At 47.7% G+C, this 14,595-nt stretch carries 10 protein-coding genes; 3 read left to right on the top strand and 7 right to left on the bottom strand.

The features are described from left to right. The first annotated feature begins 372 nt into the window (after window positions 1-372). Window positions 373-1,041, top strand: coding sequence for an aspartyl/asparaginyl beta-hydroxylase domain-containing protein (locus tag IEV98_RS04675; protein WP_188504731.1), 669 nt, complete (start codon window positions 373-375; stop codon window positions 1,039-1,041). Between the two features lie 14 nt (window positions 1,042-1,055). Beyond that, entirely contained in the window at window positions 1,056-1,883 is an 828-nt protein-coding gene (locus tag IEV98_RS04670; protein ID WP_188504730.1) for a sulfotransferase family protein, read from the top strand. Between the two features lie 154 nt (window positions 1,884-2,037). On the opposite strand, the gene IEV98_RS04665 is transcribed toward IEV98_RS04670, so the two are convergent. From IEV98_RS04665 to IEV98_RS04640, 6 genes are all read right to left on the bottom strand, one after another. Further along, window positions 2,038-2,493, bottom strand: coding sequence for a hypothetical protein (locus IEV98_RS04665; protein WP_229738570.1), 456 nt, complete (start codon window positions 2,491-2,493; stop codon window positions 2,038-2,040). A 124-nt stretch (window positions 2,494-2,617) separates the two neighbouring features. Next, on the bottom strand, window positions 2,618-3,901 hold the full coding sequence (locus IEV98_RS04660; RefSeq protein ID WP_188504729.1) for a mandelate racemase/muconate lactonizing enzyme family protein: 1,284 nt from the start codon (window positions 3,899-3,901) through the stop codon (window positions 2,618-2,620). Window positions 3,902-3,998: 97 nt separating this feature from the next. Further along, on the bottom strand, window positions 3,999-5,783 hold the full coding sequence (locus IEV98_RS04655; RefSeq protein ID WP_188504728.1) for a RagB/SusD family nutrient uptake outer membrane protein: 1,785 nt from the start codon (window positions 5,781-5,783) through the stop codon (window positions 3,999-4,001). 20 nt (window positions 5,784-5,803) lie between these two features. Next, window positions 5,804-9,100 carry a TonB-dependent receptor gene (locus IEV98_RS04650; protein WP_188504727.1) on the bottom strand — a complete coding sequence of 1,099 codons (3,297 nt, stop codon included), beginning with the start codon at window positions 9,098-9,100 and terminating at the stop codon, window positions 5,804-5,806. Between the two features lie 203 nt (window positions 9,101-9,303). After that, the gene (locus IEV98_RS04645) at window positions 9,304-10,575 is read right to left on the bottom strand and encodes a FecR family protein (RefSeq protein ID WP_188504726.1); all 1,272 of its coding nucleotides are present in this window, start codon (window positions 10,573-10,575) and stop codon (window positions 9,304-9,306) included. 146 nt (window positions 10,576-10,721) lie between these two features. Beyond that, the gene (locus IEV98_RS04640) at window positions 10,722-11,306 is read right to left on the bottom strand and encodes an RNA polymerase sigma factor (protein ID WP_188504725.1); all 585 of its coding nucleotides are present in this window, start codon (window positions 11,304-11,306) and stop codon (window positions 10,722-10,724) included. Between the two features lie 173 nt (window positions 11,307-11,479). On the opposite strand from IEV98_RS04640, the gene IEV98_RS04635 reads away from it, so the two are divergent. Then, a complete protein-coding gene (locus IEV98_RS04635; protein ID WP_188504724.1) occupies window positions 11,480-12,838 on the top strand; it encodes a methyltransferase RsmF C-terminal domain-like protein in 1,359 nt (452 codons plus the stop codon). A 5-nt stretch (window positions 12,839-12,843) separates the two neighbouring features. Here the strand turns inward: IEV98_RS04635 and IEV98_RS04630 are convergent, their stop codons facing one another. Beyond that, window positions 12,844-14,172 (bottom strand): PhoH family protein, encoded by a 1,329-nt coding sequence (locus IEV98_RS04630; RefSeq protein WP_188504723.1) that lies wholly within the window; start codon window positions 14,170-14,172, stop codon window positions 12,844-12,846. Between the last annotated feature and the right edge of the window lie 423 nt (window positions 14,173-14,595).

The raw sequence follows: 14,595 nt of genomic DNA, 5'->3' as shown, positions 1-14,595 counted from the left end.
CATGCCGTACATGCAGATTAACTGTGATTAAAAAGCCTTTTCATGGGCTTGATTAAAAAATGAATGTCATAAGTAGTAGTAGATGCTAAGATTTGCCCTAACTGATCGCGTTGTAGGCAATATCCTATATTTTGCACTGCTAATGTATGTAAAAAATATTTTAGTATTATGATTTTTTACCTTTTAAATTACATCGCTTGGTAAAAATGTACCTGTCGGGAAGCCTTTGGAATCGGTCGATGGTTAATTAATATTGAAAATAATTCCGCTAAAGCCCCTTTTCATTAGAATACCGGATTAAAAAAACAATTTCATTTCTCCTAAAAAACTTGTTAATTTGTTTTAAGTCTACCTCAATTAGCCCATCTAGCTATGATCTGTTTTGCTAAAATACCACTTGTACCACCCAACTCCGTCGCGGCGGAACTGGCTCGATATCCCGCTACTTGGCAGTCGCATTTTAATACGTTGCATTACCAGGGAGAATGGACTGTTTTGCCGTTGCGCACGCCAGCAGGAAAGGATAGTATCGTCCCGGATCTGATGGGCGAACAAGCGTATGCCTACACAGCACACATGCATCACTTTCCGTCTGTTGGAGAATTGGTCCGCTCCTTGGATTGCCCGGTACAATCAGTGCGTTTCTTGAATTTAAAGGCGGGCGCTGATATCAAGCCGCACCGCGATCATGAACTGGCATTTGAAAAGGGAGAGGCACGTCTCCACTTTCCAATCGTGACCAATCCGGAGGTGGAATTCTACGTGGAGGATATCCGTGTGGACATGCCCCTTGGCACCTGCTGGTACATCAATGCCAACCTGGTGCATCACGTACACAATAAGGGTACGACTGACCGTATCCATTTGGTGATTGATTGCCAAGTAAATGATTGGTTGCGCGGGCTTTTCGACCGTGCCGACAAGCAAACCAAGACTGAGGATGTCGATGTCGCACTGCAAAAACAGGTCATTGCGGCGCTCCGGCTACAGGATACACCAACCGCTACGCAACTCGCCGACCGATTGGAGAACGAGCTATGAATAATATGCCTTCCATGCTGCCTATTCGAAATTGGTATCCCTCTCGTCTCCACACCAGCAAACAGGATGTTTGGTGCGAATGGATGCAGCTGAAGGGCATTCCGTTCACTGATCCGTTTTTTGAAGAGACATTGGCCAAAGGCCGGAGCAAAATTTTCAATTCCAGTCGTTTTCGGCCAGCGAGCGCTGTCGACCTACTGGCGGCCTGGGGTACTGCATTACCCCACATTCCGCCCACGGCCTTCATCTTCCATGTATCGCGATGCGGATCTACCCTGCTGTCACAACTGCTAGGGCTACATCCGCTGTGCATCAGCCTGGCGGAAGTGCCGTTTTTCGACGATATTATTCGGTTGCCCTTTAAAACCGACGCCCCGTCGGGCTTTTCGGTCTCCGAAACACTATCCGCTGCCATCCGACTCTATGGGCAACAACGGATAGGCAATGAACAGCACCTCATCATTAAACTGGATAGTTGGCATATGTTCTTTTGGCGGCAACTTCGGGCGTTATACCCTGAGGTTCCGTTTATACTCCTTTATCGACGGCCTGATGAAGTGGTTCGATCCCATCGAAAACTCCGGGGCATGCATGCGGTACCGGGATTGATTGAGCCGGTAGTTTTCGGGTTTGATCCCAAGGAAATCCATGCTGCAGATTTGGATGACTACTTGGCACGGGTATTGGAACGCTATTTCAGCACGTATCTGGATATTGCTTCATCAGATAGCAGGGCCGTGCTCCTCAATTATGAAGAAGGGCCACTCGGTTTATTACATAACGTAGCTTCGAGCTGTGGGATGGCACTCAATGAGACCCATATCATGGAGGCGGCTAAGTGATCGGCATTCCACGCCAAACACCCCGAAAGCGTTTTCTCGGAAAGCAGGGAGCGCTTGGATACCAAATCTTATCTTGATACGGCATTTGAGCTGTATGACCAGTTGGAACGTTTACGGTTGCGCCGTAAATTCCGGCAAACGGAATGAGGTGTGACTAGTCAACATTCATAGGCGTCGAATCACCCGGTTCGTTTGTTAGGTGTACCGGCTCGACTGCGGGTATTACTGTCGGCCGCCTCGACGTTGCCGGTAACAAAACGAGGTAGTAGTAGGCAATAAAACCGATGCCGCAAACAAACGGTATCGCCGTATAGTACCGCAGGTAATCATATTCAGGCCAGAAGAATTCGAATGTCATCCACGTGCAGTTGGCGCAGATCCAGCAAACAATGGCTAAATTATGGTACAGCTCACTCTTGATATACCGCGTTTGGATAGTAATCTTGATCGCCAATGTCAGCGTGGGAATAATCATCACCATGCCCAGGGGCTTCCAAAGCATCGCCCAGCTGATGTCTTTGATCAACCAAAATACAATATGCAGGTTCTCAAAAAAGCGGAACCGAGCGGGCACCTGGTACATCGGTTCCTCTGGTGATGGGGATTGCATATTGACTGTTTGCTTTGCGTTTTTTTGCCTCGAAATTATCGTCTTTTTTTCAGGTAAACAAGGGATGGGTAATAAAAAAACACCGGTGCCATTGGCACCGGTGAAAAAATTGAAGGGTGGGTAACTATTCGATAACAACTTCACTTCCGCTGACGACAAACTGCTTATAGTCAGGCACCAATTTGACACCCCATCCGGGCTCATCCGGTATAAACCATTGCCCGCCCTTAAATTGATACTTCGTAGTCGAAAGTGCGTGATTATGAAAACGGTCGTCCTCAACAAAATTGATATTGGTGCTTATCTTCGCTGCATGCAGGCTCATAATGAGCCCCATTTGGCTCTGCCAATTGTGAGGAATGAGCTTGACGTGCGGGTGTCCTTTTGCCTCGTGAGCCATCAGCAAAATATAACTCATGCCGCAGGTACGCATATCGGGTTGCAAAAAGTTGTAAACACTATCGGCCAACAGGGACGTGAACTGTTCGTGTCGGCGGATATTTTCACCCTCAGCGATGGGAATAAAAAAACCATCTTGCAGCAACGTCTCCCGTAACTTGAGGTACAATGACTTATCTTCCGGAAACAGTTCTTCCATCCAATACATTTCGTAAGGAGCGCAGGCTTTCATTAATTTCACTGCCCATTCAAATTGGTCTTTATACCCATTGTTGGCATCGGTCATGATATTAAAATTCCATCCCACGGCCTCTCTTAAGGCGATAAAAACATCGATGTCACGGTCTACGCCTGCTTCTCCTTTCAACCATTTTGAGGGTCGGCCCAATTTCATTTTTATAGCGGTGTACCCATCGTTTTTTACCCGCTTTCCGATGTCTGCAATCGTATCAACATCGCCGTTGAGTGAAATCTCCTCGAAGTACAGTGTCCCATCGTAGGTATCGATGCCGGCTTTTACGGCATCTCCAAATAATTTCCAAACGGGAACCTGCAGTACCTTGCCCAACGCGTCTAAAATCGCACCCTCTATCCACGAATAGTCTGCATCATAAAAATACGGGTGCAAATCTTCTGCCACCCCTGCAATCCGTTCATCCTGCCAGTTGTAAAAGCCGAAGGGATCTTTACCGATCAATTCTTTTATTTTAGCTAGAATCCCGTCGGTAATACGGGTGTAGCCGATTACCGTGAGTCCTTCCGTACCATCGGCTAAGGTAATCCTCGCGATCTGCTGTACTTTATTGATACCCTTGGGCTCCGTGTCATAAGCATTCATTCCTACAAAGCGATAAAAGCTGCCGGTTACATTCATCAACTCGATGCGTCGGATGGCTGGTCCCCTTCCATTAAAACGGGAGGGGTTGATTGAAAATAGTGCATGCTTATCTGCCAGTGTTATCGCCGGTACTGCGCCGGCCATCTTGATAAAATTTCTTCTTGATACCATTATTCTATTGATTAAATTACTTGCCTGAATAGCCGCATTCGGAATCCTTACGGATTTTGCCATGCGGGTTACACCTATATTTTATAATATCCTTCGTTTAATAATACCCTTCGTTTTGCTCTTCTTCCAATGGACCAATCGGATCAAGGCGATCGATGTGGTTTTGCGGAATGGGCATGAGTTTGTGGAATTCGCGTATATTTTGGGCTTCCGGATTATGTTCCAATACCCGCTCAACCAGTTTCTCGCACCTGACGAGTTCCCAACGACGTATGCATTCGCCATGCAATTCGCGGGCGCGTTCATCCAACATAAAGTCGATAAAGGAATAATCACCCAGGCCCGTCGTGATATCTTCCACCGAGAGGAGCAGTGCTTGCTCCGTACTTTCAAACCGTTCATCGTAATCGCCACCTTCAACACGCCAGTATTCGCCGGGCTTTTCTTCTCCTTCTTTGTAGGCAGCCCGCTTCCTCACTTCATTCAGTCGTTCAACAGCGGTGGCATAGTTGCCAGATCGACCATATGCCTCTGCTGCAATCAGGTAGGTCTCGGCCAGCCGAAATACGTACCAATCCCGAGAGCCATTCTCGTCATTCGCTGCCGGTCGTTTATCATCGTAAAACTTGAAATTCTGCGGAAACTCCGCATTGGTTTGCCGGTTGCGCGGAATATAATAATAGGGTTTGGAAGCATATAGTGAATCGCGGTTTACGTGATCGGGGACACGCTCCATCGTAACCCATATTGCGGTATCGCCTACCGCAAACTTCGGTTTCCCCACCAGATCCGATGGCGGCGTATATCCGGCTGTGGCCTGCCATACGGGAATATTATCCGGATTGTTTGCATACCATACCGTTCGAAACGTTTTATAGAAACGGGCATCGTTTTTACGGTCGAAGAGCTCGTAAAGCGTAAAATCAGTGGGCCTTACCCTCCGCCATGGGCGTCCATATTCCAGCGCGCGGCTCATACCCGGCTTATTATCGTATACCATGGTGTAATACAGATGTATTTTATTGCCAGAATTGTTGTTGTATAGCATATTTTGGGAGAATTGCACCGCGAATATCACTTCACTGTTTTTTTGATTGTCGATATGCCACAATTGCTTGAAATCGGGAACAAGGGAATACGTGCCGCTAGCTATCACTTGATCGGCATAGTAGGCAGCGCTGTCCATGTCTGTCGCTTTCTGCCCACGCTGGGCGGTGATGGCGCTACCTCGAGTAAGGTACACCGAAGCCAGCAGGTGCTGCGCCGCTCCTTTCGTAGCTCGGCCATAGTCCGGTTGGCTCGGCGGCAAGTAGTCTACGGCATAGCGGATGTCTTCAATGATGAGGTCATAGACATCGGCTACCGGAGCACGCTTGAAATCCGTCTTGACTTCAAAGTCCACTTCCTTGACAATAGGCACCTGGCCAAACGTTTGCACAAGATAAAAATAGAATAACCCTCTCAAGAAACGTGATTCCCCCATCCGGATATTTTTGATGTCGTCGCTCATACCCGTTACGCTCGGTATCGCATTGATGACAATATTTGCCCGGCTAATCCCCGTATAATAATTACTCCAGAAATTATACAGTACCCCGAATTGTGAATTTAGTGACGACTCATATCGGTTCAAGGCTCCCTTGAGGTTCCCATCCTGCCCTTCTTGATAGGTATCGGTTCCCAATTCCTGAATGGGATGCAGGTTTTCTCCGTTATAAGCCCACCTCAACACGCTGTAGATGGATGCCACGCCGGCGTCTACACCCTCAGGAGTTTCATAATAACCATAGGATATCCCCGATACGATTTTTTCGTCGAGGTAATTGGTGCATGATAAGCTCAATACCATGCAAAATAAGATGATGTGTATCTTCGTTTTCATTTTTAGCGTTCGTTATAGATTTATAAAGCCACATTTATTCCAACCATAAAGGTCTTCGGGCTAGGTGTATTGAATCCCCTCGCTCCTTCAGGGTCCAACCCATCAAACTTAGTCCAGAGGTATGGATTCTGGGCTGTAAAGTACACGCGAGCGCGGCTCATCTTCATCCGCTCAATTAGGCCGTTGGGAATACTATATCCCAATGTCACGTACCTTAAACGTACAAACGACCCATCTTGATAATAGACCGTACCGATATCCGGAGGCGTCTCCCAGTTTGCACTGGGTTTCGGATACTCGTTGCTTTGGTTTTGAGGAGTCCAATAATTTACATTGACCGTATTCCACCGGCCCTCCAGCCTCAGTGCTTTATCGAAGCGGATCAAAGGGCCGATATTGGCATAGAGCTGAAATGACCAATCAAACCCCTTCCAGCTTATCCGATTGGTGAGGCTGCCTATCCATTTTGCGCGGTCGTTGCCGAGGATAATCCGGTCTTCTGCATTGATCCGGTAGTCACCGTTTTGATCGACCAACCGGATCAACCCTGGCTCATAAGAATGGCCGTTCTCATTATACTTAGCCATTTCCTGGCGATCCTGCTCGGTATCTTGCCATATTCCTGCAAATTGGTGGTCATAAAAAACACCGATGGGATGTCCGAGAAACCAGGTATTGCCGATATCGTCCTTTTTCCCACCATATAGCTCCACGATTTCTTCCCGGTTCGCATTGAATAACCAATCCGTACTCCAACTGAAATCGGACCGCTTCGATTCATAGTTGACGGTTGATAAGCTGATTTCCAAACCTGTATTTCGGGTTTTTCCCACATTCTCCAACACACTGGAAAAACCGGACACTACGGGTAGTTGACGTTCCATCAACAAATCACGGGTGTTTTGCTGATATACATCGATAACCCCGCTTATTTTACCCTGCAGCCACGAAAAATCCAATCCGAAATTTACTTGGCTTGTCGTTTCCCATCCCAATCTGGCATTTGGAAATCCGCCGGCGGCATAACCGATAGCCACATTTTCGTCCCAAGAATAGCGTGTTAAACTCAATGATCCCTGGGTCTGATAAGGGCTGATTGCTGAATTGCCGGTCATCCCGTATCCGATACGTAGCTTCAGATCGTCCAGTTGATCGATGTTCTTGAATAACTCCTCATCGGATAATCGCCAAGCCAAAGCCGCCGACGGAAAGAAGGCGTATTTGCGGCCTGGAGCCAAAACGGAAGACCCGTCACTCCGGCCAGACAGTGTAAGCATATATTTCCCTTGGAAACTGTAGTTAACCCTACCCATCCAAGACATCATCCGCCATTCAGCCAAATTACTTCTTACGCCGAGGTTTTCGGTAGCAGAGCCTACGTTGTAAAACCACTGATATTCATACGGCAACCCTCTGACGGTCTCCCCATATTCCTCCATTCTATCGTTTTGGATACTTTGGAGCGCCGTGACGGTGAATCGATGGTTATCAAACTCCCTATCGTACGTCAATATGTTTTCCCATACGTACCCTTTAGAATAGTTACCGCCATATTCTGCCCAAGCCGGAGCACCATTTTGGTTGGTAGACATGGATGACCGGAACCTTCCATCTCGCGCCGTCCGGAAATCAATGCCGAAATTTGTCCTGAATTTTAATCCATCGACGATGCTCACCTCACCATATAAGTTGGTAAGTGTCCTGTTTCTCCGGTGCTCGTTGATTACGCCATCGATATTCAAAAGCGGGTTCACCGCCAACGCGTCATTGCCAGGATTCAGCAGTAGACTTCCATCAGGATTATAGGGGGTAGCCAAGGGGTTCTGCTGCCGTGCAATGCCGTACAACTCAGAACCGGCGTTTTCACGGACGTAGGAAAATACGGAAGACGTGCCCACTTTAATCCGGCTACTGACCTGATGATCGAGGTTTACCCGGATACTGTACCTGTTGTAGTCCATACCTTTCGTGATCCCCTTATTGGTATAATATCCTCCCGAGATCCCTAGTTGTGTTTTTTCCGTGCCGCCGGTAATGCCCAATTGGTGGTTTTGGATAAATCCGTTGCGCAGAGTGGCATCTACCCAGTCAAAGCTTCTCACTTTTGAGGGATTGTAATTCCCGCTTTCGTCGTAAGCCTGTGTAACGGATTCCAGTATGTAGGGATCTTGGGTGAATATCACCAACCGCTGGTCTTCTTCCAGGTTGGGCGAGGGTGAGTCGTAAGGATTAGTTGTCCGGTTGCGGTAAGTCTCTCGCACAAATTCAGCGAACTCGGCCCCATCCATAATATCCAATAAGCGCAGTGGCGTTTGGCTTCCCACGTAGGCGTCGTAGGTAATTGACGTCTGCCCGGTTTTTCCGCGCTTCGTTGTAATGAGCACGACCCCATTCGCACCTCTTGAGCCATAAATAGCCGTTGCAGAGGCATCTTTCAATACTTCCATCGACTCTATTTCAGCCGGATTTATTTCGTTCAGTCCCCTTACAATGGGGATCCCATCGATTACATACAACGGATCGTTTGAGGCATTGAAAGATCGTCGTCCCCTGATTCTGATGGTCGCATCCGATCCCGGGTTCCAACCGTTTTGCATCACATTTACACCAGCAACTTTCCCCTGAATCGCTTGCATCGCATTCAGGCTGGCAACTTCGGTGATTTCCTTGGAAGTGACCGAGGAAATTGCTCCTGTTAAATCCCGCCGCCGCTGTGTGCCATATCCTACTACAACAACTTCGTCTAAGTTGCTGACGTGGGTTTTAAGCGAGATGTTCAGCACATTGCCTGTGGGAACTGCCACTTCCCGCATTTCGAACCCGACAATGGAAAAAACCAATGTACTCCCATTTTCGGGTAGCGTCAGTTGGTAATCCCCGGTTGCACGAGATGTCGTTACAATGGGAGTTCCCTTAACGGAGACGGTAACCCCTTCCAAGGGCCTCCCGTGCTCGTCAGTTACGTTACCGATGATCTGCCGTTCCTGTAGCGCGTAGGTATTCTTTCCGGGCAGCTTCGCTTTTTCAACTTTCGTGATGATCACATTTTTATCAACCACTTTGTAGCCCAGCTCCAATCCCTTGAGTACATAGGTCAACGCTTCTTCCAACGACCTATTCCGGATATTAACAGATATGGGATGCGTCGCTTGGATCATTGACGCATCGTAGAAGATGTGATACCCGCTTTGCTTTTTGATATCATTGAACAGCTCTACCAACGAGGCGTTATGCTTGCTGATACTGATGTGTTGTGCATACGTATGCGCATTGAGTTGCAAAAAGCCAACCATCAGCAAAACACAGGATAATTTCATGCGTAAGGCATATTTAAGAAACACACATCTCCAATAGCAGTAACCATGTGTGGTATTTTTTTTATACATTTGAATAGGGTTTATAAAAATGGTTTCCAAATCTTTTTTATTGAATCCTGATGGTTTAAAGCCATAGCCAATCCGGGGCGGTGCAACGCCCTTGATTGGTTCTTTGCAAGCCTTAAACCTGATGGTCTCACTCGCTAAGTCATAACGGTTACCCTCCTTCCCGTAATCTTGAATTGAATCGTTCCTGTCAATCCAATCGTTTCCAATAATTTTTCAAAAGATTCGAACCGCGATATGGTTCCTCCGAAGACTTTGCCGCTCACGTCCCCCTGGTAGTCTACATCGATATCATACCAACGTGCGATGGTACTCATCACCTCAGTGATGTTCTCGTTATCAAAAGCAAAATAGCCGTTCTTCCAAGCGATTGCATTGGCAGGGTCCACGCTATTGACCTGAATTCCCCCATCAGTTGATGTTAGGACCGCCTGTTCGTTGGGCTTCAGGATCCGGTACGGACCATCATTTTGTCCGTCACTAGTTAACGATACTTTTACACGGCCTTCCAACAGTGTCGTTTTGACCGTCCCATCGTCATCGTATGCATTGATATTAAAATGGGTACCGAGGACTTCCACCGCCTGGGCTTTTGTTTTCACAATAAAGGGCATGCTTACCTTGCTTTTCGATCCGCCCGCTGTCCGTCTGCTTTTAGTTTTGGCCACTTCAAAATAGGCTTCCCCCATTAATTCTACTTCCCGTTTATCGTCGGTAAATGAGGTCGGGTATCGTAAAGAAGAGGCGGCATTTAACCACACCTTCGTGCCATCGGGGAGCACCACACGGTATTCGCCGCCCTTGGGTGTGTTAATCGTGTTATAAGTGATTTCCCTGTTTGCCGAAGCACCACGAGCAGCTTGGTAGAAAATTAAGCCTTCCTCCGATTTGATGATGCGCACACCCACCTCATTGGCTAAGTTACCGGTATCAATCTCATTCAATTTGATGATCCTGCCATCTGCCAAGGTAAGGGTAGCGACATTTCCTCCGGGTAAAATTGCCTGAGCAGGATCGGCTATCCGTACTAAATCGGGGTTGGAATCGGGTATCGGACTAAGCCGAACGATATAGAACAACGAGAAAGCCACACACAATATGGCCGCCACCGCACCGGCCAAGCGCCAGGGGAGGCGTTGAATCGCTTTGGCTTGGCCGCCGATAGACCGCGGCGGGTCTGCCAATACATCGGGGTCCTTCAGGATACGTTGATAGATGGCTTCACTTGCGATAGACATCGGTGCCTGCATGTCTACTTCGGCCCATAGCTCGTCAATGATGGCATATAAGTTTTCATTGTCGGCGGCATGCTGAACATAGGCTTTCAATTCTGTCCATTCATCTTCCCTGATGTTATTTACGATATACGATTCAAGCAAATAGCGAAGCCGCTCTTTATCGAAACTCATGTTTATAGTATATTCGGTTTACAACCTTGGTTACTTTAATATAGATAAACGGCTGTGGGTCGTCCAAGGACTAGTTGCCCGAAACTTTTTTCGAAACGCCCTGAATTGGCGTATTATGGGAGTATAGTAGTTGAGGAAAACCGTATTCAACTCAGGAAAAAGAGAAAATAGACATAAAGTATATCATTTTCTACAAAATGTCTTTTGAGTTGCTTTAAGGCGCCAATCAGGTGATTCTTTACGGTATTTTTTGAAATCTGCATGCGTTCGGCGATTTCATCATAAGATAGCCCTTCATTCCGGCTCAGTAGAAAAGCTGTCCGTTGTTGCCGTGGCAGTGTTTTGATTACCGCTTCGGTAAACCGTTGAAGGTCTGCCGCCGCGAACGATTCCGATATGCAATCGTGTTGCTCACCGACGTGCTGTTTAAGGTAGGAAAGCGCATCAGCTTCATTGATTTTTTTTCGGAAATGGTCGATAGCTAGTCTTCTGGCGGTAAGATAGATATATGGATACAATGGTTGCGATTCGTTGAGCTTGGCTCGGTTTACCCACAAATTGACAAATGTTTGCTGCAAGATGTCTTCTGTTTGTTCATGGTTTTTCACCAATGCGCGTAACATCCGATAAACACGTTCGTGCAGTTGATCATAGATTGCTCGAAATGCCGTTTCATCACCTTGCTGAAGTTGTGAAATTAATGCATTGGAAACTTCTATTCTAATAGCCATTGTAAAAGAATATGTCCGGTAATTTTAACGGGATTACTATTGGGTATGCTAAGACAAACCTAGGGCAAAAATTTTATTTTTCCAATAGTAATACGGAAACGAAACCAAACCACACAAATATCCTCAGATTCCATGTATAAAATAAAATTGAAAAAATGTTAGCTTTGTCCTGCATGAGCAACATCATCCCGCCCGCATTGGTGCGCAAACTGGGAAGCCTGGCCGGGTTCGACACAGCGGCTTTTGAAGCCGTGCATGAAAAGGAAGGCGGTCTTACTTCCATCCGCATCAATCCGGCAAAGCCCGGTCAACTCGACACCTCTTCGGACCAGGTGCCTTGGTGTGATACAGGCTACTACCTTCCAGAACGTCCGATATTCACACTCGATCCACTTTTCCACGCAGGCCGCTATTATGTACAGGAAGCTTCATCCATGTTTGTCGCTCATGCCATCAAGGTATTGGGGCTGCATGAACGGCCGCTGATTGCTTTGGATCTGTGCGCGGCACCCGGTGGAAAGAGTACATTGCTCAACACCTACCTCCACCGCGATAGCTTGCTCATCGCCAACGAACTTATCAAGGCACGGGCGACGGTATTGGCGGACAATCTCATTCGCTGGGGTCATTCAAACACGATTGTCAGCAATAACGATCCGTCCGCATTCCGCCACCTGCCCGGTTATATAGACGTCATGTTGGTGGATGCTCCGTGTTCCGGTTCCGGCATGTTCCGCAAAGATCGCCAGGCCATAAACGAGTGGTCAGAAGCCGTCGTACAGCTTTGCAGTGAGCGGCAACGGCGTATCCTGGCCGATAGCCTGCCCGCACTCAGGGAAGGTGGTATCTTACTGTATTCGACCTGCTCCTATTCGATAGAGGAGAATGAACATATCGCCGATTGGCTATGCGAAACCCAGGGTATGGAACCGCTTTCCTTGTCCACCCCTGAGGCGTGGGGAATCGAACAAACGCGATCTGACAAGCACGCCTGCCCGGGCTATCGTTTCTATCCGCACAAGCTGCGTGGGGAGGGGTTTTTCCTCGCAGCTTTCCGGAAGGCAAGCAAGCAATCGACATTCGACCGTCGCAAGCCTAAAGCGGAAAAAACAATCACCCCAGCACTGCGCAACTGGGTTTCCAATGCCGACGACTTCTTCACATTCACCGTTGGCGAAGATATCCATATCCTACCCAAAGATCGAGAAGCAGACCTGCACATCCTCCAGCGCATGCTTTATCTCCGGAGTGCCGGTACGCGTGTAGGGCGGCCTGCCAAGGGTGATCTTATTCCCGCACACGATCTCGCACTGAGCCTGGCGCGCCACCCCGATATTCCTGTGTTGGCACTAGCTAAGAATCAGGCCCTGGACTACCTGCGTAAGGGCAACCTGGATCCTGCCATCAATAGCCAAGGGCTTAAGGGATGGGCACTTGCCACCTATCAGCATGCCACATTGGGTTGGGTGAAATTACTCCCAAACCGGATCAATAACTACTACCCAAAGGAGTGGCGGATCGCAACGATGTAGCCCCGCTATAGCAAGTCATTTGCCAGATTGGCCAGCTCGCTTCGCTCGCCCTTCTGCAAAGTGATGTGCGCATACAGGGGGTGATCCTTCACGTTTTCGATGAGGTAGGAGAGTCCGTTGCTTTCGGCATCGAGATAGGGGGTGTCGATCTGATAAATATCACCCGTGAAGACAATCTTGGTGTGCTCGCCTGCCCGGGAGATAATGGTTTTGATCTCATGGGGAGTAAGATTCTGCGCTTCATCTACAATGAAGAAAATCTTGGTAAGCGTACGCCCACGGATAAACGCCAGTGGTGCAACGGCTATCTTTTCCGTGGTGATCAACTCATCTATTTTCCCAAGCATCTTTTCATCATCCGCAAACTGTTCTTTGATAAAACGGATGTTATCCCAAATGGGAGCCAGGAACGGATCCGTTTTGGATTTGGCATCGCCAGGCAGAAAACCTATTTCCTTATTGCTTAGCGGAACGACCGGCCGGGTGATGTAGATCTGCCGGTAGTTTTTTCGCTGTTCCAGCGCGCTTGCCAACGCCAAGAGTGTTTTTCCTGTGCCTGCATTGCCCTGTATACTTACCAGCCGGATGGCGGGATCAAGCAAGGCATGGAGTGCAAAGGCTTGTTCACGGTTTCGGGGTTTGATGCGAAACACGGTAGCCGCTGCGACCGGTGTGAAGGTATGTGTGCTTTTATGATAGAATGCATGCAGTGTTTTCCGGTTGTGTCTCAGTACGTAGAATTGATTGGCGCCGATATGGTCGAGTACCATATTGTCGGCAGCTGCCGGGGTTTTCTGTTTCAACTGCTCGATCATCGCATCCGGAAAATCGCTGCGCTGGGTTTTCCCGGTATAAAGTTCCTCCACATTCTTGATCTTCCCGGTTTCGTAATCCTCGGCGAGCAGGTTCAATGCCTTTGCCTTAAGTCGCAGGCAAATATCCTTTGAAACCAATACCACTTTCTTATCCGGGTTTTCAGCCATCAAGATAAGCGCCGCATTGATGATTTGATGGTCGTACTTTTCATTACCGAAAATTTCAACTGCATCAACCTTCTGTTCTCTTCCAGAAAGAATAACCCGGAATTTGCCCTTGGTTTGCCCATTCAGATAAATCCATTGGTTAATCAACTTCTTCCTGGAGAGTTCGTCAATCAGCCGGATAAAACTGCGCGCCTCGAAGTTGCGGGTCTCATTGCCGCCCTTCATGTTATCGAGTTCTTCAAGCACCTGGATCGGAATGGCCACATCGTGCTCCTGAAAGTTGTTCAACGCATTGTGGTCATACAAGATGACAGAGGTGTCTAAAACGAAAATCTTGCGGAGTGCCGCCATAGGTAATACCTGCTTTCCTTATCTCATAATTGAAAGTATAAAATTACTACTTTTTTCATCAGCGCAGTCTCTCAAAGTGCGTCATCAGGCAGAAAATTGTTCGGTTGGGTCTTTCGGCTATCGCCTTCCGTGTTAATAACCCATGATACCAAAATGTGGAGAACGTGTGCCTTTAGAGGTCACGCGGTAAGCCAGGCGGTGGTTTTGGATACGAACGCGCTGTTGATAACCGGCCTCTTTTGGGTGGAAAACTTGTTAATAAAATAAATCGTTATTTTATTGAAATATAGGCTTTTATTACATACCTTAGTCAATATCAAGTACGAAGTTCTTTGAATCGCCTGAAATAAGCATCGCAAGAAGGAGTATCGCCGAAAGGCTACCACCTCAGATGACTTTAGCGATGGATCGGCTCTCAAAGGT

The organism is Parapedobacter pyrenivorans (assembly GCF_014636865.1).
Taxonomy (GTDB): Bacteria; Bacteroidota; Bacteroidia; order Sphingobacteriales; family Sphingobacteriaceae; genus Parapedobacter; species Parapedobacter pyrenivorans.
This window is presented reverse-complemented; position numbering and strand designations above follow the sequence as displayed.

Coding starts and splice junctions, on each gene's coding strand:
- IEV98_RS04675 (WP_188504731.1), top strand. CDS start 373: ATGATCTGTTTTGCTAAAATACCACTTGTACCACCCAACTCCGTCGCG.
- IEV98_RS04670 (WP_188504730.1), top strand. CDS start 1,056: ATGCTGCCTATTCGAAATTGGTATCCCTCTCGTCTCCACACCAGCAAA.
- IEV98_RS04665 (WP_229738570.1), bottom strand. CDS start 2,493: ATGCAATCCCCATCACCAGAGGAACCGATGTACCAGGTGCCCGCTCGG.
- IEV98_RS04660 (WP_188504729.1), bottom strand. CDS start 3,901: ATGGTATCAAGAAGAAATTTTATCAAGATGGCCGGCGCAGTACCGGCG.
- IEV98_RS04655 (WP_188504728.1), bottom strand. CDS start 5,783: ATGAAAACGAAGATACACATCATCTTATTTTGCATGGTATTGAGCTTA.
- IEV98_RS04650 (WP_188504727.1), bottom strand. CDS start 9,100: ATGAAATTATCCTGTGTTTTGCTGATGGTTGGCTTTTTGCAACTCAAT.
- IEV98_RS04645 (WP_188504726.1), bottom strand. CDS start 10,575: ATGAGTTTCGATAAAGAGCGGCTTCGCTATTTGCTTGAATCGTATATC.
- IEV98_RS04640 (WP_188504725.1), bottom strand. CDS start 11,306: ATGGCTATTAGAATAGAAGTTTCCAATGCATTAATTTCACAACTTCAG.
- IEV98_RS04635 (WP_188504724.1), top strand. CDS start 11,480: ATGAGCAACATCATCCCGCCCGCATTGGTGCGCAAACTGGGAAGCCTG.
- IEV98_RS04630 (WP_188504723.1), bottom strand. CDS start 14,172: ATGGCGGCACTCCGCAAGATTTTCGTTTTAGACACCTCTGTCATCTTG.